Source organism: Brevundimonas alba (assembly GCF_011927945.1).
Classification (GTDB): Bacteria; Pseudomonadota; Alphaproteobacteria; order Caulobacterales; family Caulobacteraceae; genus Brevundimonas; species Brevundimonas alba.
The window spans coordinates 1041446-1064316 of sequence record NZ_JAATJM010000001.1; the positions used below are offsets into that span (position 1 = coordinate 1041446).

The window sequence follows — 22871 nt, forward strand, 5'->3', positions numbered from 1 at the left end:
CGGATTCGGACGTCGCGCTCCGTCCGGGGCTGACGGGGGCCGGATCCTGAGGCAGATGTCGGTCATGACAACCGGCCATCCTCTCGACCGCCCCGTCTGGAGCGCCCTTACCGGTCGCGTGGCACCGCTGGCGATCCGGCGGGAGGTCGGCGCCGGCGCGGCCTTGCGTCTGAATCCTGACGTCGGGGTGTTCGTGGCCGCCGCAGACGCCTCCGCCGACAGTCGGACCGCCCTCAACGCCCTCTGCCGCCGATATCCGGGCTCTGGAATGGTGGAACTCGAAGACGGACTGATGGCCCCGGTCCTGCCGGATACGCCGGTCGTTTCGCGTTCGGCCTGCGTGCAGATGACCGCCGCCGCCTTGACCCCGTCGGCCGGGAGTGACCTCGACGTGCTGACCCTGGACGAGGCGGACGCCGAAGAGATGCTCGCCCTCGCCACGCTTACGAAACCCGGCCCCTTTCGGCGCGGCACGCTGCGGCTTGGCGGCTTCGTCGGCGTCCGCCGCGAGGGCCGGCTGATCGCCATGGCCGGCGAGCGCATGAAGGTCGAGGGGTTCACCGAGCTGAGCGGCGTCTGCACCCACCCGGATTTTCGAGGGCAGGGGCTCGCCGGCGCCCTCAGCCGCGTCGTCGTCGGCCGCATTCTGGAGCGCGGCGAACAGGCCTTCCTGCACGCCTACGCCGAACACGCCGCGACGGTCGCCTTCTATGAGGGTCTGGGGTTCGGCGTCCGTGCGCGGATGACCTACACCGTCCTGCCCTAGGAGACGCGGTCCAGCCTGGCGATAAAGAAGCCGTCCAGCCCGCCCTTTTCCGCCCACATCGACGGCAAGATGCGCAGCCAGCCTTCCGGGGTCAGGGCCTCGTCCGGAGCGCCGACCTCGGCGGGAACGGCAGGCGCCGTCCGGAAGGCGGGGTTGCGGCGCAGGAAGGCGATCATCTGGGTCTCGCCCTCCTCGCGCTCCAGCGAGCAGACGCAATAGACCAGCCGTCCGCCCGGCTTCACCCGTTCAGCGGCGGCGTCGAGCAGCCGGTGCTGGACATCGGCCAGCTTGGCCACGTCGGCGGGTTTGGTGGCGCGCAGCACCTCGGGATTGCGGCGGAAGGTGCCTGTGGCGGTGCAGGGCGCGTCCAGCAGGACGGCGTCGAAGCCGCGCGGGTCGTCCCATTCCTCGGCCGGGGTGACCACGACCTCGGCCTCGAGTGCGGTGCGGGCCAGATTGGCCTCCAGCCGCTTCAGGCGCGTCGCCGACCGGTCCAGCGCCACGACCGAGGCCCCGGCGGCCGCCAGCTGCAGCGTCTTTCCGCCGGGCGCGGCGCAGAAGTCGACGATCGCCTCGCCGGCCTTGGGGGCCAGCAGACGGGCCGGCACGGCGGCGGCGGCGTCCTGAACCCACCAGCTTCCGTCGTCGAAGCCGGGCCAGCCGGCCAGATCGCCGCGTCGCGAGGTCCGCACGGTTCCGGCCGGCATGACCTCGCCTTCCAGCAGATCGGCCACGCTGGCGGGATCGACGCCGGGCTTGAGGCTCAGGTCGGTGGCGGGCTCCTCGCGGGCGGCGAGCGCCAGTCCGGTCAGGGCCGGCTCGCCATAGGTCGCGCGCCAGCGGGCCGCGAGCCAGTCGGGCAGGTTGGACTCGGCCGTGGTCAGGCCAGGTCCCTCGCGCTCGATGCCGCGCAGCACGGCGTTGACGAGGTTCTTGTAGGGCCGGGTCTTGGGATCGCGCTCGGCCAGTTTCACCGCGGTCGAGACGGCGGCGAAGGCGGGCGTTTCCAGCACCAGCGTCTGGGCCAGGGCGATGCGCAATATGGTGCGCACGCTGAGCGGCGGCCCCTTCTGCAGGCGGCGGTCGAGGATCTGGTCGATCTCGCCGAGCCGGCGCAGGGCGGCCATGGCCACGGCGCGGGCGAAGGCGCGGTCCGGCCCGGGCAGGGCGGCGACCTCGCGGAACGACAGGGCGGCGTCCAGACCGCCGCGCCCCTCCAGCGCCGCGTTCAGCAGCACGCCGGCGGCCAGACGCGCCTCGACGCCGATGTCGGCGGCCTCGTCACGCGGCTGTTCGACCTTCGGCGGACGCGGACCGCGAGACTTGTCAGCCATGCGGCGACCGCGGGCGGCGGAGTTGCGGCCCTGACCGCCGCCGGAGCCCGGCCCGCGGCTCAAACCGCCACCTGCGTGCCCAGCTCGACCACCCGTCCCGGCGGGATGTGGAAGAAGTCCGTGGGATTGGCCGCGTTGCGCATGAGGAAGATGTACAGCTTGTCCTGCCACAACGGCATGCCCTGGCTGGCCGAGGCGATGATCGAACGGCGGCCGAGGAAAAAGCTGGTCGACATGATGTCGAACCTCAGCCCCTGCTGTTTGCGGCACACGTTCAGTGCCTTGGGCACATTGGGCCGCTCCATGAAGCCGTAGGAGATGACCAGCTTCTTGAAGTCGTCCGAGATGGGCTCGATCCGCACCCGGTCGGCCTCGGACACCCGCGGCCGGTCGGTGGTGCGCACGGTCAGGATGACGTTCTTCTCGTGCAGCACCTTGTTGTGCTTGAGATTGTGCATCAGGGCGACCGGGGCGATCTCCGGGTCGGAGGTCAGGAAGATCGCCGTGCCCGGGGCGCGGTGCGGCGGCCGGGCGCGCAGCATCTCGATCAGGTCGGCCAGCGGCAGGCTGTCCTTGCGCGTCTTCTCCGAGATGATCTGGGTGCCGCGCACCCAGGTCCACATCACCAGCACCAGCAGGGCGCCAAGCACGAGCGGCAGCCAGGCCCCGTCGGGGATCTTCAGCAGGTTGGAGGTCAGGAAGACGGTGTCGATGAAGCCGAACGGGATCAGGGCGCCGAAGACGGCCCACAGCGGCCAGTTCCATTTCCGGCGGATGACCGGATAGGCCATCATGGTGTTGATCAGCATGACGCCGGTGACGGCGACGCCATAGGCGGCGGTCAGGTTGGCCGAGCTCTGGAAGGCGAACAGCAGCACCAGCACGCCCACCATCAGCAGGGTGTTGACCGCGGGGACGTAGATCTGCCCCGCCTGCGTTTCCGAGGTGTTGCGGATGTCGATGCGGGGCAGCAGGCCCAGCTGCACCGCCTGCTGCGTCACCGAGAATGCCCCGGTGATCACGGCCTGGCTGGCGATGACGGTGGCGACCGTGGCGAGGCCCAGCATCGGCCAGTAGATGAAGGTCGGCACCATGCTCCAGAACGGGTTCTCGGAGGCCAGCGGGTCGTCGAGGATCAGGGCGCCCTGGCCGAGATAGTTCAGCGTCAGACAGGGCAGGACGAAGGCGACCCAGCCGAACCGGATGGGCGACTTGCCGAAATGGCCCATGTCCGCATACAGCGCCTCCGCCCCCGTGACGGCGAGGAAGACGCTGCCGAGGATGACGAACCCGAGGAAGCCGTCCTGGATCAGCAGCTGAACGCCATAGTGGGGCGACAGCGCCCTGAGGATGCTCAGGTCGTCGAAGATGTGGATCAGGCCCAGCACGCCGAGGCTCAGGAACCAGACGGCGGTGATCGGGCCGAAGAAGCGCGCCAGACCCGCCGTTCCACGCGCCTGCACGAGGAACAGGGCTATCAGGATGCCCGCGGCCACAGGCACGATGAAGGGGTCGAGGCTGCCGCCGACGCCGGGCGCGTCCTTGACGCCCTCGATGGCCGACAGGACCGAGATGGCCGGCGTGATGATGCCGTCGCCGTAGAACAGCGCCGCGCCGCAGATGCCGAGAATGAAGATGAAGGCGCTGCGCCGGCCCACCGCGTGGGTCGCCAGCGCCATCAGGGCCAGGGTGCCGCCCTCGCCCTTGTTGTCGGCCCGCATCAGGAACATGACGTATTTGAACGTCACCACGATCATCAGCGCCCAGAACGCCAGCGAGACGACGCCGACCACGGCGAGGTCGCCGCCGACGCCTTCGCGGGCATGGCCGATCGCCTCGCGCAGCGCATAGAGCGGGCTGGTGCCGATGTCGCCGAAGACGACGCCGATGGCGCCGAGGATCAGGCCGAATTTGCCCGCCTTGACGTGACCGCCCTCGCCGGCCGCCGCGGGGTGCGGGTGAGCCGGGGCGACCGATCTGTCGGCGGATGGTTTGGGATTCGTGGCGGCGGGCTTGCCGTCTTCACCTTGGGGAGAGGCCCCGGCCATGAAGTTCCTCCGGGACGCCGCACGTTGCGGTTCCCATCAAAAGAGCGGCGAGCCTTTAGGCTCTTTCACCGGGCGGTTCAATCGTGCTGCGAGTGCGAAGGTTGCATGGTTCGGGCGGCGTGGGGAACCGGCGTTTGTGAAAGCGCCGCCGTCATCCTATCTTGGGGATAACGCCATGTCTGACAGCCAACGATTTCCCGTCGCCGCCCACGCTCTGGCCTATCTGGCCCACAAGGGTGCCTACTCGCCGGCCGCCGCCGCGCCGAGCGCGGTTCTGGCCGCCTCCGTTCCGACCAATCCGGTAGTGGTGCGGCGCGTGACCGCCCTGCTGGCCAAGGCCGGCCTGATCGCGACCCGTCCGGGCGCTTCGGGCGGGGCCTGGCTGCTGCACCGGCCGGAAGCCATCACCCTTGACGCGGTCCTGCGGGCCGTGAACGGCTGCGCCCAGTTCGGTTCGCCGCCCGCCGGGGCCAAGGGCTGCCCGGTCAGCGAACACATCCCGCGTCAGGTCGCCCGGGCGATCACCGCCGCAGACAAGGCCGCGGGCGAGGCCCTGTCGAAGATCACCATCGCCGACCTGCTGGACGAGAACCCGCCCTCGCTGGCGGCCTTCGCACCGCATCCGTCCTGCCCTGTCGCCGCCTGAGCCGGTGAGCCGCCGCACCGTCCTGATCACGGGCGCCTCGGCCGGCATCGGCGCGGCGCTGGCCCGCGTCTACGCCGCCGAGGGCTGGGACCTGATCCTGACGGCTCGCCGCCAGGCTCCGCTGCAGGCGCTGGCCGCTGAACTGCCGGGCGCGAACGTCACCGTCATCCCCGAAGACCTCGCCGACCCCCAGGCGCCGCGCCGCCTGTTCGACGCCATCGCCTTGCGCGGACTCACCGTCGACGGCCTGATCAACAACGCCGGCTTCAGCCGCACGGCGGGCTTTCTGGTCACCGACCCCGAGCAGCACGCCGCCATGATCCGCGTCATGCTGACCGCGCCCGTCGAGCTGGCCCGCCTGTTCGCTCCCGCCATGGTCGAGCGGGGCTACGGCCGTATCCTCAACGTCGCCTCTCTGGCCGGACGGATGCCCGCGACCGGCGGCGACACCCTCTACGGTCCGATCAAGTCGTTCCTGATCAAGGCTTCCCAGGGTCTGCATCTGGAGCTGCGCGGGACCGGGGTGCACGTCACCGCTCTCTGCCCCGGCTATACCCTGACCGAGTTCCACGACGCCAACGGCACGCGGGCGGAGGTCTCCGCCGCCTACCCCGGCTGGATGTGGCAGACCGCGGCGCATGTCGCCCGCGTCGGCTACGAGGCCAGCGAGGCCAATCGCCCCAGCGTCACGCCCGGCGTAATGAACAACCTGCTCGCCGGCCTCGCCAAACACCTGCCCGACCGCATGGCCCTCGCCATGGTCGGCGGCCACGCGAAACGGCTGAAGCGGATCTAGACGCTATTGCTGCCGTTCATGCCGGTTGATCCGTTCGATCCAGTCGCTGTCGAGGTTCAGCAGGGCCTCCGCGACGCTGTAATGCCCCTTTGCCACAGCCTCGGCTGCGGCCGCCGACAGCAGCATATCCTCCGTCCAAGGACCTTGCCGGTGCTTGGAGATACAGTCCGGCAGCCGCTCCAAAGCCGCGAAATAGGCCTCGGCGACAAAGGCCGGAACTTCTGGCCCGCGCCCGTTCTGTCTAGCCACTTCGATTGAGGCAGGCAGCATGAAAAAGCTGAAGTCGATGGGCTCGGGGGCGTCGAAGGCGATCTCCACCAGATGCGGCACGGCAGCGTAGGAGGCGGAGTAGACGTCGCCCTGATGGCACAAGCTGGACCAAAGACTGAAGAAAGGCTCGGCATCGGGCGGTTGCTGGCCTGGCGACGCCGCCGCACGCCTCAACAACTCCGGCGTATCCGACGCGGCGCCGTATGCGTGGGTCAGTTCGGACCAGGCCGCATCCTCCAGCGGCAGCATGACTCTAGTGCCCGCCCGTCGGATAGGGCGTCGTCACCGCCCCCGAGATCATGCCGGGGATCGCTTCGGACAGGCCCAGCAGGATGAACTGGATGGCCAGGGCGCACAGGATCAGGCCCAGCACCCGCACGATGATCGACATGCCGACCTCGCCCAGCACCCGGCTGATGGGTCCGGTGGCGGCGAAGCAGAAGAAGGCGGCGATACAGGCGGCTGCGATGGCGGCGACGCCGGCGACCTGACCGGCATAGCCGATCTTCGACGCCTCGCCGGCCTGGATGATGATGGTCGAGATGGCGCCGGGCCCGATCATCAGCGGGATGGCGAAGGGCACGACCAGCCGCTGGAACCGCCGCCGCGCATAGCCGCGCACGTCGGTCACGTCATGGGCCGAGTCCGAGTCGGTGAACGACTTGAGGAAGTCCTCGCGCGTCATGTCGAGGCCGAGCAGCAGCAGCAATATGCCGCCCGCGATCCGGAACGCCGCCAGCGAAATCCCGAAGAACTGCAGCAGCGCCAGGCCGGTGAAGAAGAAGAAGGCCAGGAAGGCGGCGGCGAATACGCAGATCAGGGCCGCGACCGACAGACGCTGGCGGGTCGTCGCCCCCGCCGTCGCCGCGGCGAAGATCGGCACATTGCCGATCGGGTCCACGAGGGCGAACAGGGCCACGAACAGGTTGACGCCCAGATCGACCGCGTCCATGTGCTGACCTCGCCCTGCAATTCACCCTGACAACGGCCATCAAGGCTGACGCCCGCCCGCGCGTCCAGTCCTTAGCTGAGCCGGAGGAGCGACGCCATGACGCCCGTGCTGACCGACCCCCGCCTGATCGTCGGCCTCGATCTGCCGTCGCTGGACGCCGCCCGGGCCATGGTGGAGCGCCTCGGCGCGACCGTCTCCTCCTACAAGATCGGCCTGACCCTGCTGGCCCGCCCCGGCGGCGTCGCCTTCGCCCACGAGCTTCGCGCGCGCGGCAAGATGGTCTTTCAGGACTGGAAGCTGCACGACATCGGGGCCCAGGTGGAGGGCGCGGCCCGCGCCGTGGCCGAGGGCGGCTGCGATCTGCTGACGGTCCATGCCGAGCCGCAGGTGATGCGAGGCGCGGTCAAGGGACGCGACGCCGCCGGATCAGAAACGAAGCTGCTGGCGGTGACGGTGCTGACCAGCCTGTCCGACGCCGACCTGACCGAGCTCGGCTACGGCTTCACCGCCTCCGATCTGGTCGAGCGGCGGGTGCGGCAGGCGCTGGACTGCGGCGTCGACGGCGTGGTCTCCAGCCCGCTCGAGGCGGCCCGGGTGCGTCAGATCGCGGCCGAGGCGGGCCGGCCCGACTTCCTGATCGTCACCCCCGGCGTCCGGCCCGAGGGCGCGGACAAGGGCGACCAGCAGCGCGTGGCCACGCCCCGCGCGGCGCTGGAAGCGGGCGCCACCCACCTCGTGGTCGCCCGTCCGGTGGTCGGGGCCGACAATCCGCTGACGGCCGCCTCGGCTATCGTCGAGTCGATCGACGGCCTCTGATCAGCCGCGCTCGCCCGGCTCCTGGCGGTATTCCTGCCGGGGCGGCGGGGGCGCCTCATGGTGCGGACGGCGGGGCCGATGCGGTCGCGCGGGCGGCGGGGCCGGCGGCTCGTAGCGCGGCGGCTCGGGCAGATAGGGGGCCGGATAGGGCGCCGGCTCGCGGCATCCGCAATCGCCCCGGTCGCGCTCATGATAGTCCCGGTCCTCATACGAACGATCCTCGTACGAGCGATCCTCGTAAGACCGATCCTCATAGGCGCCGTAGCCTTCGTACGCCTCGTATTCCTCGACGCTTTCGTAGCTCTCGTACGAGCTCTCCTGATAGCTGTCGTGGCGTTCGCTGTAGCCGTAGCGGCCGCCGCGGTCATAGCCCTCGTCCCGGTATTCGACGTAGCGGCCGCCGCACGACGGGGCGCGGCGGTCGTCCCGTCCGAAGCCGATGACGATATAGCCGTAGGGCGCGCTGGCGCAGGCCAGGGCCCGCCGGTCGATGTCGTAATAGACCGCGCCGCCGGTATAGCCGTAGCCGACGTCGCCGCCGTAACCGCCGCCGCCGGCATAGATCGTCCCGCCGCCGTATCCGCCGCCCCGGAAACCACCCATGTCATAGGCGCGGGCGTTGAAATACGAGCCCGCCGACGCCGAGGCCTCGGCCGACGCCCGGGCGCTGGCGTTCACATTGATGTTTACGTTGTGAGAGCCGCCGCCGTGATTGCAGCAGGGCGGGGGAGGCGGCGGGGGCGGAGCGCAGCAAGGGCCGCCTCCATGTCCGCCGCCGTGGCGGTCGCCGGCGAGGGCGGAGCCCGCTGAAATCAGGAGAAGGACGGCGGAAAGGGTTAACACGCGCATGACACGGACTCCGATGCTGGAGCCCTTCTAAGTCACTGGAAAGAAAAGGGTTCTAAATGCACCGAGGAGGCGAAATGAGGGGCTTCGCTTTCCCCGGGAGGCGTCAAAATTAACCCTGAACCACCTCAGCGGTCGTAGAGATAGACGTCTCCGCAGCCGCAATCCCGATCCCGGCCATGGTCCCGCCGCTCGCGCGACCACCCCCGCGCCGACGGATGGCGGTCGTCGTTGTAGCCCCACTCGTCGCGATAGCCCTGATAGGGGCGCCGCTCGGACCGGCCATAGCCCTCGCCGTAGCCGTAGTTCCGCCCATAGCCATCGTGGCCATGGCCGTAGCGTGCGTCGTAGCCGTAGCGGGCGTCGTAGCCGTAGCCGCGCCCGCCGTAGCGCCCTCCGTAACGCTCGCCATAGACCGGCGCCGGCACATAGACGTAGGCCTGATCCGAATAGCCGTCGGCCCAGCGGCCGGTGTTCACATAGGACCGGGTCTCGACCTCCGACAGCGGCGTCCCGCCGACGACGTGGCCATAGGGGGTGACGTAGATCGGCTGCCCCCAGGTCTGGGCCGAAGCCGCTCCGGCGAGCGATACGGCGGCGAGGGCTGCGGCGGCGGCGAGGGTGCGGATCATGACGGCGGGCTCCTGTGCGACAGGGTTAACGCCGTTCGTCCGCCGCGGTTCTATGGAGCCGGCGCGGCCTCAGAAATCGACCGCCAGCCCCTTCTTCTCCCAGTCGCCATAGCGGGTCGGCTCGGGCCCACGCGGGCCGCCGTGCTCGGGCTGCAGCGCGCTCTCGCCACCCGAGGCGCGACGTTCCGCCGCTTCCAGCAGGGCGCGCCGCGCGGCCTCGCTCAGGGGGCGCTCCGGGGTGGCGTGGGGCACGTCCGCATTGAAGGCGGGCGCGTCGGTCACGGCCTCGGCGATGTCTGGGGTGGGATGATCGGTCACAGCGGTCCTGCCTTGAGCCAAAGCCGGCGACTCCACAAGTTAGTCCGCGGCGCTCCCTCCGCCAGTCCCGACCCGAGACCGCATCACCGATGAACCACCTGAAGACCTTCACCCTGCTGGCCGCGCTGACCGCGCTGTTCGTCGGCATCGGCTATCTGATCGGCGGCGCGACCGGCATGCTGATCGCCCTGGTCTTTGCCGCCGGGATGAACCTGTTCAGCTACTGGAACGCCGACAGGATCGTGCTGCGCATGTACCGGGCCCAGCCCGTCGACGAGCAGCACCCCAATGCGGTGGTGCGCACCTATGTCGCCGACGTTGTGCAGATGGCGCGGGCCGCGGGCCTGCCGCGTCCGATGATCGCCATCATCCCCAACGACCAGCCCAACGCCTTCGCCACCGGCCGCAATCCGCAGAACGCCGCCGTCTGCGCCACGACCGGCCTGCTCGACATGCTGACCCGCGACGAGATCCGCGGCGTCATGGCGCACGAGCTGGCGCATGTGAAGAACCGCGACACCCTGACCATGACGGTGACCGCCACCGTCGCCGGCGCCATCGCCGCCCTCGCCAATTTCGCCCTCTTCTTCGGCGGCGGCGACGACCGCGAGCGGCCGGGCGGCATCGTCGGGACCCTGGCCCTGATGATCCTCGCCCCCATGGCCGCCGGCCTGGTGCAGATGGCCATCAGCCGCACACGCGAATACGAGGCCGACCGCGTCGGCGCCGAAATCGCCGGCGACCCCGCCGCCCTCGCCTCGGCCCTGCAGAAGATCGAGGCCTGGTCGAAGCGCATCCACAACCCCGTCGCCGAGCGCAATCCCGCCTCTGGCCAGCTGTTCATCATCAACCCGCTGGCGGGCCGCGGCGCCGACAACCTGTTCTCCACCCACCCGGCGACGGGCAACCGGGTGCGGGCTCTGATGGAGCTCGGGACGAAAATGGGTCTGACCCCGCGCGCGACGGCGCCTGTGGCGACCCCGATCCAGAGACCGGCCGCCACCAGCGTCCCGGCCACGCCGTCGCGGACAGCCGGGCCTTGGGGCTGACAAGGCATCCCCATCCAGCAGACGGCCCGGTTTGTCGCCCATCAACGGGATGCTAGGCTGCCCCCATGGCCGAGAACCCCGCCACCGCTGAAGACGCCGCCGCCGGCCTTCTGAACGGTCTGATGATCAGCCTGTTGGGCAGCGCCTTTCCGGTGGCGTTCATCTGGCAGCTGGTCAGCCGCTGGAAGAGCAATCCCATCGATTTGAGCCTCGCCTCATTGTCGGATGTCGGGCCAGTCTTCGGGCTGGCGATCTTCAGCCTCCTGTTCGTCAGGACGGGCGTCCGGCTGCTTTGGGAGAATCTGAAGTATTTCCGGCGCCGCCCCGGCGCACCTTCTCCGGAGTGAGACCGCCGCAATCACGCCCTTGCATCGCGGGGCGTCTGGTCCTTTAAGCGCGCGCAACGCTTGCAACGCCTCCCCGCGTTCGCCGAAGGACCCGCCATGCCGCTTCCCGCGCCGAAGAAAGTCGTGCTCGCCTATTCCGGCGGACTGGACACCTCGATCATCCTCAAGTGGCTGCAGACCGAATACGGCGCGGAGGTCGTGACCTTCACCGCCGACCTCGGTCAGGGCGAGGAACTGGCGCCGGCGCGCGAGAAGGCGCTGAAGCTCGGCATCAAGGAAGAGAACATCTTCATCGACGACCTGCGCGAGGAGTTCGTGCGGGACTACGTCTTCCCCATGTTCCGGGCCAACGCCCTGTACGAGGGCCAGTATCTGCTCGGCACCTCGATCGCGCGGCCGCTGATCGCCAAGCGCCAGATCGAGATCGCCCGCATGGTCGGCGCCGACGCCGTCTGCCACGGCGCCACCGGCAAGGGCAATGATCAGGTCCGGTTCGAGCTCGGCTACTATGCGCTGGAGCCGGACATCCGGGTCATCGCCCCGTGGCGCGAATGGGCCTTCAAGTCGCGCGAGCACCTGCTCGACTTCGCCGAGAAGCACCAGATCCCGATCTCCAAGGACAAGCGCGGCGAGGCGCCGTTCAGCGTCGACGCCAACCTTCTCCACTCCTCCAGCGAGGGCAAGGTGCTGGAGGATCCGGCGGTCGAGGCCCCCGAGTTCGTGCACCAGCGGACGCTCTCGCCCGAGGATGCGCCGGATACGCCCACCGTCATCACCATCGGCTTTGAGCGCGGCGACGCCGTCTCGGTCAATGGCGAGGCGATGAGCCCGGCGACCCTGCTGACGGCCCTGAACCAGTACGGCCATGACAACGGCATCGGCCGCCTCGACCTGGTCGAGAACCGCTTTGTCGGCATGAAGTCGCGCGGCGTCTACGAGACCCCGGGCGGGACCATCCTGCTGGCGGCGCACCGCGGCATCGAGTCGATCACCCTCGACCGCGGCGCCATGCATCTGAAGGACGAGCTGGCCGTCAAATACGCCCACCTGCTCTACAATGGCTTCTGGTTCTCGCCCGAGCGCGAGATGCTGCAGGCCGCCATCGATCACTCGCAGACGAAGGTCTCGGGCACGGTCCGGGTCAAGCTCTACAAGGGCAATGCGACGGTCATCGGCCGCGAAAGCCCGAACAGCCTGTACGATCAGGAACTGGTCACCTTCGAGGACGGCGCCGTGGCCTACGACCAGAAGGACGCCGCCGGCTTCATCAAGCTCAACGCGCTGCGCCTGCGCGTGCTCGGCAAGCGGGATCAGCGCGGCGAAGGCTGAGTCCGCGCGATCCTGAGAATGGCGCCGGCGCGGTCGTCGGCGATCCAGATCGAGCCGTCCCGCGCCACCGCCAGGCCGGCGGGCGATCCGCGCGGGTGCACGCCGGCCCGCGTGTCCCAGCCGGGCGTCAGAACCCGGGCGCGCGGCGCGGGCGCCTGTGCCGGGTAGGGCAGGCTGCCGTGCGGATAGATGGCGTAGCGGGCGCGGCTGTCCGTCATCGGCGCGCCCGCGGCGTCGGTCTCGATGGCGACCACTCTCCCGGCCGCCCGCCGATAGCCGTGCCAGCTCATCAGCATCCGGCCGCGCAGCTCCGGGAACATCGGCCCGTCATAGTAGAGCATGGCCAGCGGCGCCGCGTGCGGCGGCAGCAGGGAGACCGGCGCGGTCCGCTCGCCGCACCGTGACCGGCGCGCGGTCCAGCCGGGCAGGGCCGCGCCCATGTCGGTGCAATACGGCCAGCCGAAATCGGCGCTCGCGTGCAACTGGTTGATCTCGTCGAACGGCCGGTCCGGCGTGGTCAGATCGACCGAGTTCTCGGCCTGATAGACAGCCCCCGACGCATGCCGCGCCATGGCCACCGAGTTGCGCAGCCCGGTCGAATACGCCGTCCACTCGCGGCTCCAGCGCCCGCCGCCCAGATAGCCATAGCGCCGCACCATCCCCTGTTCGGCGCTTTCGACGCACTGGCCCTGCGCGGTCCGTCGGGGCGCGCCCGCCGCGTCGAGGCAGCGGTCCGACGGTGCGCCGACATTGACCAGCAGGGCGCCGTCGCGGTCGAAGACGAAGCTGGACAGCGGATGGCGGTTTTCGTGCAGCCGGTTGTCAGGCAGGCCATCGATCACAGCGGTCACCGCTTCGGGCCGCGCCGGATCGACGGCGAAGATCCGGCTCATCTCGGCGACATAGACGCGCCCGTCGGGGCCGGTCGCCACCGTGTGAGGCATAGACAGGCCGCGCATCAGCCGGGTCCACCGCACGGCCCCGTTACCGCCCGGGCTCATCCGCCACAGGGCCCCGCGCCCCGCCTCCCAGCCGCCGAGGTCGGTGACCAGCCAGTCGCCGTCCGGCAGTTCCAGCAGGCCGCGCGGCATCCGCGGCCCCTCGCCGCCGGTCCGCTGCCACACCCGCCCGAGGCAATAGCCCTCGGCCATCCGCACCGCCGTCGCAGGCCGTCCGCCGCAGTCGCCCGAGACGGCGTAGACATGGCTCGCGCCCTGACCGGCGACGGGGGCGGCGAGGCTCCCGACGACCAGCGCCGCCAATATCGCGATCCGTCGGATCATGCGCCCCTCCTGCTACACCGACGCTAGCGCGAACCGCCGCCGTCAGAAATGGCCTCGCCTCCGCCGTGGTTTGGCGCCACCCTGCGGGCAGGAGCATGGGCTCCTTCGACGTATCAGGAACCCTCTATGTCTCTCCGTATCATTCTCGCCGCCTCGGCCGTTCTCGCCTTCGCTGCGCCCGCCTTCGCCCAGGACGCCCCCGCCGCTCCGCCGGCCGCCAGCGCAGAGGACACCGCGGCCCAGGCCGCCTTCGAGGCCAAGGGCGAAGCCTTCGGCGCCCGCATGGAAGCCATGGGCGGCGAGATGCAGGCGGCCGTCACCGCCGCCAACGGCGATCAGGCCCGCGCGACCGCCGCGCTCGACGTCATCGTCGCCAAATACCAGCCCGAGGCCGACACCTTCGCCACCGAGCTGGAAGCCTTCATCACCAGCCAGATGGCCAATGCTCCCGAAGAGCAGCGCGCCCAGATGGTCGCCATGGGTCCGATGATCTCGGCCCAGGTCAAGGGCGCTCCGGCGCAGATGCGGGACCAGGCCCTCGCCTCGATGACGGCCGCGGCCGCCGCTCCGGCCCAGTAATTTCTCCCATGCGGATGAGGCGGCGGTCACCCCGGCCGCCGCCTTACCGCGATTTCACTTGAGGCGGGACGGCGTTCGGCGGATTTTGATCGGGTCCTTCAGGAGCCCCGCCATGATCAAGGCCCTCTCTCTCGCCGCCGCCCTCGCCCTTCTGCCCCTGTCGACCGCGGTCGCCCAGGAGGCCAAGGGTTCGTCCGAAGCCGCCCTCGAGGCCGCCGCGGCCGTCTTCGAAGCCCGCATGGAAGCCTTCGGCGAACGCGCCGAGGCCATCTCAGCCGACAAGAGCCTGACCGAGGCCCAGCGCGAGGTCCGCATCGCGGCGCTCTGGACCGAATATCAGCCCGACGTGAACGCCTTCACCGCCGCCGCGACCCAGCACGCCTCCGGCATCGCCGCCGAGGCCCTCGCCGAGGTCGACATCGAGGCCGTTGTCGCCGAGGCGCTCGCCTCCGTTGACGTCGCCGCCATCACCACGGAGGCGCTCCAGGGCGTCGACATCCAGGCCATCACCGCCGAAGCCATGGCCGAGGTCGCCGCCTCGGGCGTGCTGCAGGGCGCCCTCGCCGGCGCCGAGGGCATGGCCGCCAACGGCTCCTGGGCCTCCAACGATCCGGAGCATATGGCCACCTACGGCCTGATGGCCGACTACGCCGTGGGCGAGGCGCTCGACTCGCTCGACGAAGCCCAGGCCGACCTCGCCGAGGCCGCCGCGGACGTCGAGGTCGACATCGATGTCGCCGACGAGGCGCCCGAGGCCGCCGACGAGGACTGACGCTTCCCGCTTGACCGCGGAACCCGCTGACGCGACACGGCGGCCATGTCCGGCCTGCCCGTCGATCCGCACCTCTATCTGACCTTCCTCGGGGTCATGGCCGTCATGGCCGTGACGCCCGGGCCCGCCAACCTGTTCTCGGTGGCCAACGGGGTCGAGCGCGGCCCGGCCGGAGCCCTCGCCGGCGTCGTCGGCATGAACGCAGCCACCCTGGTCTGGTTCGGCGCGGCGGCGCTGGGTCTCGGCGCCCTGGTCGTCGCCTTCCCGCAGGTCTTCCGCCTCGTCTCCATCGCCGGCGCCCTCTATGTGGCCTGGCTGGGGATCAACGCCCTGCGCGGCGCCTTCCGCACCGCCGCCGACCCGCACGCCCCCACCATCCGGCTCGGCCGAAGCGCCCTGTTCGACGGCTTCATGGTGCAGATCGCCAACCCCAAGGCGATCCTGTTCTTCACCGCCGTCCTGCCGCCGTTCCTCGATGTCAGCCGCCCTGCGGCCCCCCAGCTGGCCCTGTTCGCCCTCGCCACCATCGGCATGGACGTGCTGTCGATGTCCGCCTACGGTCTGGGTGGAGCGGCCCTCGCGCGGCGCATGTCCGAGCCGCGTTTCAGGCGCGGTTTCGCCCTCGCCACCGGCGGCCTGCTTCTGGCGGCGTCAGTGCTTATTGTCTCAAGATTATAAGGGCTTGTCCGACGGCGGAACCGCGTTGTTCATGTGCCGTTCAGCAGGAAAGGCGCTTTATGGGCGCCTCAAGGAGATTTCAGATGAAGACTCGCGTCCTCAAGCCCGTCCTGCTCGCGGTGACGGCGGCGCTGGCCCTGTCGGCCTGCGCGACGGCGACCCCCTACGGCCCGGCCGGACAGGGCAGCCGCTACGGCTATTCCGACCTCCGTGTCGACCAGAACCGCTTCCGTGTCGCCTTCGCCGGCAATTCGGTGACCTCGCGTGAACAGGTCGAGATGGGCCTGCTCCTGCGCGCCGCCGAGGTGACGCTGGAAAGCGGCAACGACTGGTTCGCCACGGTCAACCGCGCCACTGACCGTGACGTGCGCTACGCCGCCTCGCCGGATCCGTTCTACTACGACCGGTACCGCCCGTACTGGGGTCCCTCGTGGCGCTACTACCGCCGCGGTCTGTGGAGCCCGTGGGCCGATCCGTTCGGCTCCAGCATGGATGTCCGCGAGATCGACCGCTTCGAGGCCAATGCCGAGATCGTGGTCGGCGACGGGCCCAAGCCGGCCGGCGACCCCAACGCCTTCGACGCCCGCGAGGTGATCCAGAACCTCGGCCCCCGCGTCCCGCGTCAGATGTAAGACCGGAAAGCCCCTTCGCCCTCGGCGGAGGGGCTTTTCTCTACCCCAGCCTCGGCGTCTTCAGCCGGCGCTTGTTGGTGTGCGTCTGCGGCGCCGCGCCCAGCTCCTCGGGCAGTTCGCCCTTGAAGTAGAACCGCTGCCACGCCTCCTTGGCCGCGTCCGGATCGCCCGACGCCAGCCGCCTGTTGAAGTCCGTCCGTTGACGGTTCCAGGCCTCGAACTGCCCCTTCATCACCGGATTGGATTCCAGCGACCGGATCACCGGATCGAAGGCCTCCGCCTTGCGGTGCTCGATCGGGGTGATGAAGCAGAACGGCTCCCCCCGCTCGAACTTGATCCGTCCCGGCCGGGTGAAGATCCAGTTCATCGTGAAGGGGAACGGCAGCCAGTCCGTCTCGATCAGCCCGGTTAGCGGCGCGATGCCGTCCTTGATGTGGTTGGGCGCGCCCGTGGCCAGCAGGCCCCAGCCCGGCGGCGTCCGGAACAGATACTGCGGATGCAGGGTGATCACCCCGCGCGAGAAATGCGAGGTGACGATGTGGTGCAGGTTCGGCGCGTGCCGGTCCGGGGTGATGACGATGTCGTTCTGGCTCGGCCCGCCGTTCCACTCCGCCGTGAAGCTGATCGGGCACAGGATCTCCCAGCCCGTCGTATTGGCCATGGTCAGCGGCAGGCAGCGATAGGGATGCCGGCTCGGAAACGCGTCCATCCAGTCGCGCGGCTGCCGTCCCGGCACCAGGTCGCACGGCTGGTCCGACATCGGGTAGCATTCCAGTTCCACGGCGGCGCTCCGGACGGTATCGAGGATGTCCTCATCCCTAGCTGCGCCCCATGACCCAAGACAAGCCGAACGCCGACACAGGCCTCGCGGAGACTGCGCCGCTCTTCGACCGCGACCGCCTGCTGGCGTGGATGGCGGACCACGGCGTGGCCCAGACCACCACCGACCACCCCGCCGTCTTCCGCGTCGAGGAGGGGCTGGAGCTCAAGGCCGCCATGCCCGGCGCCCACACCAAGAACCTGTTCCTCAAGGACAAGAAGGGCCGGCTGTGGCTGATCTCGGCCCGGCAGGACACGGTCGTCGACCTGAAGCGCGCGCCGAAGGCCATCGGCTCCGACCGCCTCTCGTTCGGCAACGAGGCGCTCCTCTACGAAACCCTCGGCGTCCGCCCCGGCTCGGTTACGGCCCTCGCCCTGATCAACGACCCCGACGAGCGCGTGACCTTCGTCCTCGACAAGGCGCTGTGGGACGCGGACATCGTCAATTTCCACCCGCTCACCAATACCGCGACGACGGCGCTGGGGCAGGTGGAGTTCCGCAAATTCCTGTCGCTGATCGGTCGGGAGCCGGTGGTGGTGGACTTCGACCAGCTGACGATCTGACGGCGGCCCATCAGGCCCGCGACGCGTCTCTCGTCTGCGGCCCGTCATCGTTACCCGCCTCGTCCGGTTCCGGCCGCGTCATCGCGTTGCGGAACGCGCGCATGGCGGCGTAGCACTCGCAGGCCTGCCCCTCGAGACGGGCCCGGCTCGCCACCTCGATCACGCCGCGGCTGTAGCGGATCGCGCCGCTCGCCTTGAGCGTCCGGGCCGCGGCGTTGACCGTGGTCCTCTGAATGCCGACGAGGCTCGACAGCAGCTCCTGGCTCATCGGCAGGGCGTCGGTCCCCGAGCGGTCGCTATGCTCCAGCAGCGTCCGCGCCAGCCGCGCGTCGGTCGAGTGACGGGTCCGGCAGGCGATCTCCTGTCTCGCCTCGGTCAGGATCACCTCGCTGTAGTGGGCGATGGTCCGGCGCAAAGACGCGCTGCCGTCGTGCACCGAACAGAAGGTGCGGGCGTCGACCACCCACGCCTCGCCCGGATGCTTGGCCATCGCCCGCATCGAGGAGACGCCGGCGCCACACGCCGCCAGGGCGCCCACCGCACCCTCCCGTCCGATCGAGGCGACCTCGACCGCCGACCCGTCCTCGAACGGCGACACCAGCGACACCACCCCGGAGACCGGGAACCAGACTTTCGCGACATGCGCCCCGGCCTCGGCGAGCGTTTCGCCCTGCCCGAAGGCGACCCTCTTGACCCGTGTCAGCAGCCGCTCGCGGTCCGCCGCCGCCATCGTGTCCAGCAGATGATTTCCGGTCATACGCCGCAGAGCCTCTCAGCCTTTGTCTCGCTCAGGGGCGGCATTACGTCCGATGATCGCGTTTGGATCACTAACCTGAGTCCGGAACCCGACTTTATGCAGCGTGTTTTTGCGCCATGCCGGACAGACAGCAACCCTCCGACAATCCCCGCAAGGGTCCCCTGAACCCGACGGCCCGCGACGCCGTGGTGGTGGTCCAGAATCCGCCCGAAAAGCCGATGCACATGACCCCCGACGAGGCCGACATCTCCGGCATCCGCATGATGGACGCCGCGGACCGGGCGCGAAAAGGCGGAGACAGGCGCTAGGGCGCCGGGTTTTGCGAAACAACTAGATGCTGACCCGGCCTACTCAGCAGCTTGGCTGTGTATCGTTGATCTGCGATATCATCCCATGGCTCCGCGTAAGCAAACCCTTCTAAACACCCTCAAGGACCACATCGCTGTTGTGGTGGGCGTGACCACGATAATCGGCATTGTGGCGGGCTGGGTCGGATCATGGGCCGTCGGTCAACGCGACGCCGGAATACAATCAGCTCAGATCGCTCAGCTGCAGAGCCAGATCGCCGAGCTGAAGAGGCCGATCAACCAGAATCCGACGCTTGAGCAATGCGTAAACCTAAGCAGGGCCCAAGCCGTCGCGATCGAAGAGATGCAGCTAATCAAGGCGGACGAGTATCGCGCGCTAATGGACGATCTCGGCTGTCAGAACGTCAATTCCGGCCTGTAAGCCAAGCTTATGAGCAGCCTCCGGACCCTCGAACTGAACATCGTTTCCGACCTCGTGGATTTCATACGGGGCACGGGATACGTCCTAGATTTCAGCGACGCGTCATTTATGGAGTTCTTTGCGACGGAGCTCGATGTCGATATCGAGGACCATCGCTATTCCGACGTGGGCACCTCGAAGGGCAAGCGCCTCAGGCGTTTTCTCCAGCTTGTCGATGACACCACCGCGCTTAAGACCCTGCGTGCGCTTTGGGAGCATCGTGTCGATTTCTTGATGCGCACTGGCCGTGAAGATCCGGTGCCGAATGCCGAGGTGCGCTATCTCACCCTTGTCGCTCGACTCGGCGGCGGTCCGGCGGCTGCGACGCCACAACAAAGCCCAAAGCCAGCGTTCGATCACGCTCGGTTCGACGTCCTCAAGGCGGAACTCTTAGCGCTGAGCAGTATGGACCCCCATGCTCGCGGCTATGCATTTGAGAAGTTTCTTCGGTCCCTCTTCGCCGCGTATCGTCTCCAGCCACGTACTCCGTTCGAGAACCGTGGCGAACAGATCGATGGCAGCTTCGTCCTAGGAGGCGACACCTATCTACTTGAGGCGAAGTGGCATCAACAACCAACAGGCCAAGCTGACTTGCTCATTTTCGAGGGCAAGTTGGGGAGCAAGGCACCGTGGGCGCGAGGTTTGTTCGTTAGCTACAACGGCTTCACTGACGGAGGCCTTGAGGCATTCGGAAGAGGGAAGCGCACGATTTGCATGAACGGCAACGACATCTACGACGCGCTCGATCGCCGCATTCCCTTCGATGAGGTCATTGATCGCAAGGCGCGGCGCGCTGTGGAAACGGGGTGGCCCTTCATTCCGGTGCGCGAGCTGTTCTAGGGACCCGTGTCTGGGCCAGGCGACTCTGTTGCAATGAGCACGAATGTTGTGACCTCCGCAGTTCTCTCCCCCCGCCGACAATGCTAGAGCCGCCCCGTCTCCCCGACTCCCAGCACAGACACGGACGCCGCCATGCCCGCCGCTCCCGACTTTCCGCCCGCGCCCGACCGCGTGGCGCCCCGCCGCGCGCTGATCTCGCTCAGCGACAAGACGGGACTGGAGGCGGCGGCCCGCGCCCTGCACCACCTCGGCGTCGAACTGGTCTCGACCGGCGGCACCCGCGCCGCCATCACCGGCTTCGGCCTGCCGGTGAAGGACGTGGCCGACCTGACCGGCTTCCCCGAGATGATGGACGGCCGGGTCAAGACGCTGCACCCGGTGGTGCACGGCGGCCTGCTGGGCGTGCGCGACGAGCCTTCTCATGCGCAGGCCATGACCGAGCACGGCATCGGCGGCATCGATATCGCCTGGATCGACCTCTATCCGTTCGAGGCCACGGTCGCTTCGGGTGGCGGCTTCGAGGCGGCGGTCGAGAACATCGACATCGGCGGCCCGGCCATGATCCGCTCGGCCTCCAAGAACCACGGCTATGTCGCCGTCTGCGTCGACAAGACCGGACTGGACGAGGTGCTGGACGCCCTGAAGGCTGACGGCGCGACGACGCTGGAGCTGCGCAAACGCCTCGCCGCCCGCGCCTTCGCCCGCACCGCCGCCTATGACGCCGCCGTCTCCGGCTGGTTCGCGGGACAGGTCGGCGACGCCGCACCCGCCCGCCGCTCGATCTCGGGCGCCTTGGCCCAGACCCTCCGCTACGGCGAGAACCCGCACCAGACCGGCGCCTTCTACCGCACCGGCGACGCGCGGCCCGGCGTCTCGAACGCGCGCCAGCTGCAGGGCAAGGAGCTCGGCTACAACAACATCGCCGACGCCGACGCGGCCTATGAGCTGGTCGCCGAGTTCGAGGCCCCGGCCTGCGTCATCGTCAAACACGCCAACCCCTGCGGCGTCGCTGTCGGGAACGACCTGACCGCCGCCTATGCCCGGGCGCTGGAGTGCGACGCCGTCTCCGCTTTCGGCGGAGTCGTCGCCGTCAACCGGCCGCTGACCGGCGCTGATGCGAAGCTGATCACCGACATTTTCACCGAGGTCGTCATCGCCCCCGGCGCCGACGACGAGGCCCAGGCCATCTTCGCCGCCAAGAAGAATCTGCGCCTGCTGCTGACCGACGGCCTGCCCGATCCGCTTGCGGCCGGCGAGGTGTTCCGTTCGGTGGCCGGCGGCTTCCTCGTTCAGGGGCGCGACCGCTCGCGCATCGCCCCCTCCGACCTGAAGATCGTCACCCGCCGCCAGCCGACGCCGCAGGAGATCGAGGACATGCTGTTCGCCTTCACCGTGGCCAAGCACGTCAAGTCCAACGCCATCGTCTATGCCAAGGACGGCCAGACCGCCGGCATCGGCGCAGGCCAGATGAACCGCCGCGACTCCGCCCGCATCGCCGCCATTCGGGCGAGGGAAGCCGGCGAGGCCAAGGGTCTGGCCCACTCGCTGGCGCAAGGGTCCGCCTGCGCCTCCGAAGCCTTCTTCCCCTTCGCCGACGGCCTGCTCGAAGCCGTCGCCGCGGGGGCCACCGCCGTCATCCAGCCCGGCGGCTCCATCCGCGACGACGAGGTCATCGCGGCGGCGGACGAAGCCGGCGTCGCCATGGCCTTCACCGGCGTGCGCGTGTTCAGGCACTAGGCGTCGTCACCTCGGGCTCATTGTCATCCCGGCCGAAGCGAAGCGGAGAGCCGGGACGGCTCGCAAGCAATGCAGAACTCCCGGAAATCGCCTGCGATTATCCGGGAGCAGGGTAAGGGCCGCACTCCGGTCTGACCTGTCTCCCGGATAGCGGCCGGCGCCGCTTCCGGGAGTGTGACCTCCCGGCGTCCGACGTCCCGGATCACGGCTTCGCCGTGTCCGGGATGACAAGCCGCACTGCTGACAATCCGCCCTCTGTCTCCATACTTTTCGAGACAAACCCCGGCGATTCCAGTCTCTTCCGAAAAACCCAGCGTCACGAACGCGCCGCAGGAGTGGGCGGGCGCATACTCCCGCCCGATCGCCCTGGGTCTTTGACAATCGAACAATCCCCCCGCGCCGCCGAGGCGCGCGCTTTGCGAAGCAAACCCGACTCTATGGACTCTACGGACCCGTGTTTTTAGTTCTACCCGGGTAAAACCCCACCCCGATACCCGCTTCCGCCGCCCCGCCCGTCGGTTATGGTGGCGCTCATGGATACCCCCTCCCAGCGCTGGGCCCGGCTCGAGCCCCACACCACCGTCGTCGGCCCCGACGACGACCGGCCCCGCCCCGCAGTCCTGCTGTTCCACGGCTGCGGCGGTCTTCGGGACCATCTGCCGAGGTATGCCGAGGCGGCCCGGGCGGCGGGGTGGAGAGCCTTCACCGTCGATTCCTACGCCCCGCGCGGCTGGAACCGCCCCTTTGCCCTGGCGACGGTCTGCACCGGTCTGCTGCTCCGCGGATCCGAGCGGGCCGGTGACATCCTCGCCACCCTGCACGGCGTGTCGCAACGGCCCGACGTCGACGCCTCCAAGGTCGTGCTCGCCGGCTGGAGCCACGGCGGCTGGGGCATCATGGAGGCGATGAGCGCCGACCGCTCGCGGCCGGGGCTCGGCGTCGCCGATCCGGGCGCGGTCGATCTCGATGGCGTGCTCGGGACCTATCTCGCCTACCCTTATATCGGGGTGGCGGCGCTGAACCGGATGCGTCCCTGGCGTCACTGCCCGAAGACGCTGGCGGTCATCGCCCGTTCGGATCACCTGACCACGGTGCGCAACGCCGAACGGGTCCACGCCATGATCCGCAACTGCGGCGCCGAGGTCGAGACCTGGGTCGCCGACGGCAGCCACAGCTTCGACGAGCCGACCAGCGCGCCGCCGATGAAGTTCGATGAAGCGCTGACCGCCGAGGCCCTGCGCCGGTTCGCGGCCCTGCTCGGCGACGTGGCGGTCGCGCCCGCCGCCTGATCGG

27 protein-coding genes are annotated in these 22871 nt (G+C 69.2%); 17 read left to right on the forward strand and 10 right to left on the reverse strand.

What is annotated here, in order from left to right; translation table 11 throughout:
• Positions 1 to 55 precede the first annotated feature (55 nt).
• Complete coding sequence (locus GGQ87_RS05175; protein ID WP_342448306.1) at positions 56 to 766, forward strand: GNAT family N-acetyltransferase; 711 nt, start codon at positions 56 to 58, stop codon at positions 764 to 766.
• On the opposite strand, the gene GGQ87_RS05180 is transcribed toward GGQ87_RS05175, so the two are convergent.
• Together GGQ87_RS05180 and GGQ87_RS05185 are read right to left on the reverse strand one after the other, a co-directional pair.
• Complete coding sequence (locus tag GGQ87_RS05180; RefSeq protein ID WP_168045618.1) at positions 763 to 2100, reverse strand: RsmB/NOP family class I SAM-dependent RNA methyltransferase; 1338 nt, start codon at positions 2098 to 2100, stop codon at positions 763 to 765. The genes GGQ87_RS05175 and GGQ87_RS05180 overlap by 4 nt on opposite strands.
• Before the next feature lie 59 nt (positions 2101 to 2159).
• Positions 2160 to 4148, reverse strand: coding sequence for a potassium transporter Kup (locus GGQ87_RS05185; protein WP_168045619.1), 1989 nt, complete (start codon positions 4146 to 4148; stop codon positions 2160 to 2162).
• A gap of 175 nt (positions 4149 to 4323) precedes the next feature.
• Here GGQ87_RS05185 and GGQ87_RS05190 point away from each other — a divergent pair, with 175 nt between their 5' ends.
• Entirely contained in the window at positions 4324 to 4794 is a 471-nt protein-coding gene (locus GGQ87_RS05190; RefSeq protein ID WP_168045620.1) for an Rrf2 family transcriptional regulator, read from the forward strand.
• A 4-nt stretch (positions 4795 to 4798) separates the two neighbouring features.
• On the forward strand, positions 4799 to 5590 hold the full coding sequence (locus tag GGQ87_RS05195) for an SDR family NAD(P)-dependent oxidoreductase (RefSeq protein WP_168045621.1): 792 nt from the start codon (positions 4799 to 4801) through the stop codon (positions 5588 to 5590).
• Between the two features lie 3 nt (positions 5591 to 5593).
• Here the strand turns inward: GGQ87_RS05195 and GGQ87_RS05200 are convergent, their stop codons facing one another.
• Both GGQ87_RS05200 and GGQ87_RS05205 read right to left on the reverse strand, forming a co-directional pair.
• The gene (locus GGQ87_RS05200; RefSeq protein ID WP_168045622.1) at positions 5594 to 6109 is read right to left on the reverse strand and encodes a hypothetical protein; all 516 of its coding nucleotides are present in this window, start codon (positions 6107 to 6109) and stop codon (positions 5594 to 5596) included.
• Between the two features lie 4 nt (positions 6110 to 6113).
• Positions 6114 to 6812 carry a MarC family protein gene (locus tag GGQ87_RS05205; RefSeq protein ID WP_168045623.1) on the reverse strand — a complete coding sequence of 233 codons (699 nt, stop codon included), beginning with the start codon at positions 6810 to 6812 and terminating at the stop codon, positions 6114 to 6116.
• 105 nt (positions 6813 to 6917) lie between these two features.
• Between GGQ87_RS05205 and pyrF the strand changes: the two genes are divergently transcribed.
• A complete protein-coding gene (gene pyrF, locus GGQ87_RS05210) occupies positions 6918 to 7628 on the forward strand; it encodes an orotidine-5'-phosphate decarboxylase (RefSeq protein WP_168047342.1) in 711 nt (236 codons plus the stop codon).
• Here pyrF and GGQ87_RS15255 read toward each other — a convergent pair whose 3' ends face one another.
• The 3 genes from GGQ87_RS15255 to GGQ87_RS15365 form a co-directional block, all read right to left on the reverse strand.
• Positions 7629 to 8306 carry a hypothetical protein gene (locus GGQ87_RS15255; RefSeq protein WP_209282394.1) on the reverse strand — a complete coding sequence of 226 codons (678 nt, stop codon included), beginning with the start codon at positions 8304 to 8306 and terminating at the stop codon, positions 7629 to 7631. It abuts the gene before it with no gap.
• Between the two features lie 296 nt (positions 8307 to 8602).
• Positions 8603 to 9106 (reverse strand): hypothetical protein, encoded by a 504-nt coding sequence (locus GGQ87_RS15545; RefSeq protein ID WP_168045624.1) that lies wholly within the window; start codon positions 9104 to 9106, stop codon positions 8603 to 8605.
• 69 nt (positions 9107 to 9175) lie between these two features.
• A complete protein-coding gene (locus tag GGQ87_RS15365) occupies positions 9176 to 9424 on the reverse strand; it encodes a DUF1674 domain-containing protein (RefSeq protein WP_168045625.1) in 249 nt (82 codons plus the stop codon).
• Between the two features lie 89 nt (positions 9425 to 9513).
• Between GGQ87_RS15365 and htpX the strand changes: the two genes are divergently transcribed.
• The 3 genes from htpX (at position 9514) to GGQ87_RS05240 (ending at position 12149) form a co-directional block, all read left to right on the forward strand.
• Complete coding sequence (htpX, locus tag GGQ87_RS05230; RefSeq protein WP_168045626.1) at positions 9514 to 10473, forward strand: zinc metalloprotease HtpX; 960 nt, start codon at positions 9514 to 9516, stop codon at positions 10471 to 10473.
• Positions 10474 to 10538: 65 nt separating this feature from the next.
• Positions 10539 to 10820: a hypothetical protein gene (locus GGQ87_RS05235; RefSeq protein WP_168045627.1), complete on the forward strand. Its 282-nt coding sequence runs from the start codon at positions 10539 to 10541 to the stop codon at positions 10818 to 10820.
• A gap of 96 nt (positions 10821 to 10916) precedes the next feature.
• The gene (locus tag GGQ87_RS05240) at positions 10917 to 12149 is read left to right on the forward strand and encodes an argininosuccinate synthase (RefSeq protein WP_168045628.1); all 1233 of its coding nucleotides are present in this window, start codon (positions 10917 to 10919) and stop codon (positions 12147 to 12149) included.
• Here the strand turns inward: GGQ87_RS05240 and GGQ87_RS05245 are convergent.
• Positions 12131 to 13432 carry a PQQ-dependent sugar dehydrogenase gene (locus tag GGQ87_RS05245; protein ID WP_168045629.1) on the reverse strand — a complete coding sequence of 434 codons (1302 nt, stop codon included), beginning with the start codon at positions 13430 to 13432 and terminating at the stop codon, positions 12131 to 12133. The genes GGQ87_RS05240 and GGQ87_RS05245 overlap by 19 nt on opposite strands.
• A 126-nt stretch (positions 13433 to 13558) precedes the next feature.
• Here GGQ87_RS05245 and GGQ87_RS05250 point away from each other — a divergent pair, with 126 nt between their 5' ends.
• From GGQ87_RS05250 to GGQ87_RS05265, 4 genes are all read left to right on the forward strand, one after another.
• The gene (locus GGQ87_RS05250; RefSeq protein ID WP_168045630.1) at positions 13559 to 14011 is read left to right on the forward strand and encodes a translation initiation factor IF-2; all 453 of its coding nucleotides are present in this window, start codon (positions 13559 to 13561) and stop codon (positions 14009 to 14011) included.
• Positions 14012 to 14123: 112 nt separating this feature from the next.
• Positions 14124 to 14783 carry a hypothetical protein gene (locus tag GGQ87_RS05255; protein WP_209282396.1) on the forward strand — a complete coding sequence of 220 codons (660 nt, stop codon included), beginning with the start codon at positions 14124 to 14126 and terminating at the stop codon, positions 14781 to 14783.
• Between the two features lie 45 nt (positions 14784 to 14828).
• Positions 14829 to 15461: a LysE family translocator gene (locus GGQ87_RS05260; protein ID WP_168045631.1), complete on the forward strand. Its 633-nt coding sequence runs from the start codon at positions 14829 to 14831 to the stop codon at positions 15459 to 15461.
• A gap of 83 nt (positions 15462 to 15544) precedes the next feature.
• A complete protein-coding gene (locus GGQ87_RS05265) occupies positions 15545 to 16093 on the forward strand; it encodes a CC0125/CC1285 family lipoprotein (RefSeq protein WP_168045632.1) in 549 nt (182 codons plus the stop codon).
• 40 nt (positions 16094 to 16133) lie between these two features.
• On the opposite strand, the gene GGQ87_RS05270 is transcribed toward GGQ87_RS05265, so the two are convergent.
• On the reverse strand, positions 16134 to 16874 hold the full coding sequence (locus GGQ87_RS05270; protein ID WP_168045633.1) for a DUF6065 family protein: 741 nt from the start codon (positions 16872 to 16874) through the stop codon (positions 16134 to 16136).
• 50 nt (positions 16875 to 16924) lie between these two features.
• Between GGQ87_RS05270 and GGQ87_RS05275 the strand changes: the two genes are divergently transcribed.
• Complete coding sequence (locus GGQ87_RS05275) at positions 16925 to 17476, forward strand: prolyl-tRNA synthetase associated domain-containing protein (RefSeq protein WP_168045634.1); 552 nt, start codon at positions 16925 to 16927, stop codon at positions 17474 to 17476.
• Positions 17477 to 17486: 10 nt separating this feature from the next.
• Here the strand turns inward: GGQ87_RS05275 and GGQ87_RS05280 are convergent, their stop codons facing one another.
• Complete coding sequence (locus GGQ87_RS05280) at positions 17487 to 18233, reverse strand: Crp/Fnr family transcriptional regulator (protein ID WP_168045635.1); 747 nt, start codon at positions 18231 to 18233, stop codon at positions 17487 to 17489.
• Positions 18234 to 18349: 116 nt separating this feature from the next.
• On the opposite strand from GGQ87_RS05280, the gene GGQ87_RS05285 reads away from it, so the two are divergent.
• From GGQ87_RS05285 to GGQ87_RS05305, 5 genes are all read left to right on the forward strand, one after another.
• Positions 18350 to 18541 (forward strand): hypothetical protein, encoded by a 192-nt coding sequence (locus GGQ87_RS05285; protein WP_168045636.1) that lies wholly within the window; start codon positions 18350 to 18352, stop codon positions 18539 to 18541.
• Positions 18542 to 18626: 85 nt separating this feature from the next.
• Positions 18627 to 18962 (forward strand): hypothetical protein, encoded by a 336-nt coding sequence (locus GGQ87_RS05290; protein ID WP_168045637.1) that lies wholly within the window; start codon positions 18627 to 18629, stop codon positions 18960 to 18962.
• Between the two features lie 9 nt (positions 18963 to 18971).
• Positions 18972 to 19841, forward strand: a complete 870-nt coding sequence (locus tag GGQ87_RS05295; protein ID WP_168045638.1) for a restriction endonuclease — start codon at positions 18972 to 18974, stop codon at positions 19839 to 19841.
• Between the two features lie 132 nt (positions 19842 to 19973).
• Positions 19974 to 21578 (forward strand): bifunctional phosphoribosylaminoimidazolecarboxamide formyltransferase/IMP cyclohydrolase, encoded by a 1605-nt coding sequence (purH, locus tag GGQ87_RS05300; protein WP_168045639.1) that lies wholly within the window; start codon positions 19974 to 19976, stop codon positions 21576 to 21578.
• Positions 21579 to 22111: 533 nt separating this feature from the next.
• The gene (locus tag GGQ87_RS05305; RefSeq protein ID WP_168045640.1) at positions 22112 to 22867 is read left to right on the forward strand and encodes a dienelactone hydrolase family protein; all 756 of its coding nucleotides are present in this window, start codon (positions 22112 to 22114) and stop codon (positions 22865 to 22867) included.
• The last annotated feature ends 4 nt before the right edge of the window (positions 22868 to 22871 follow it).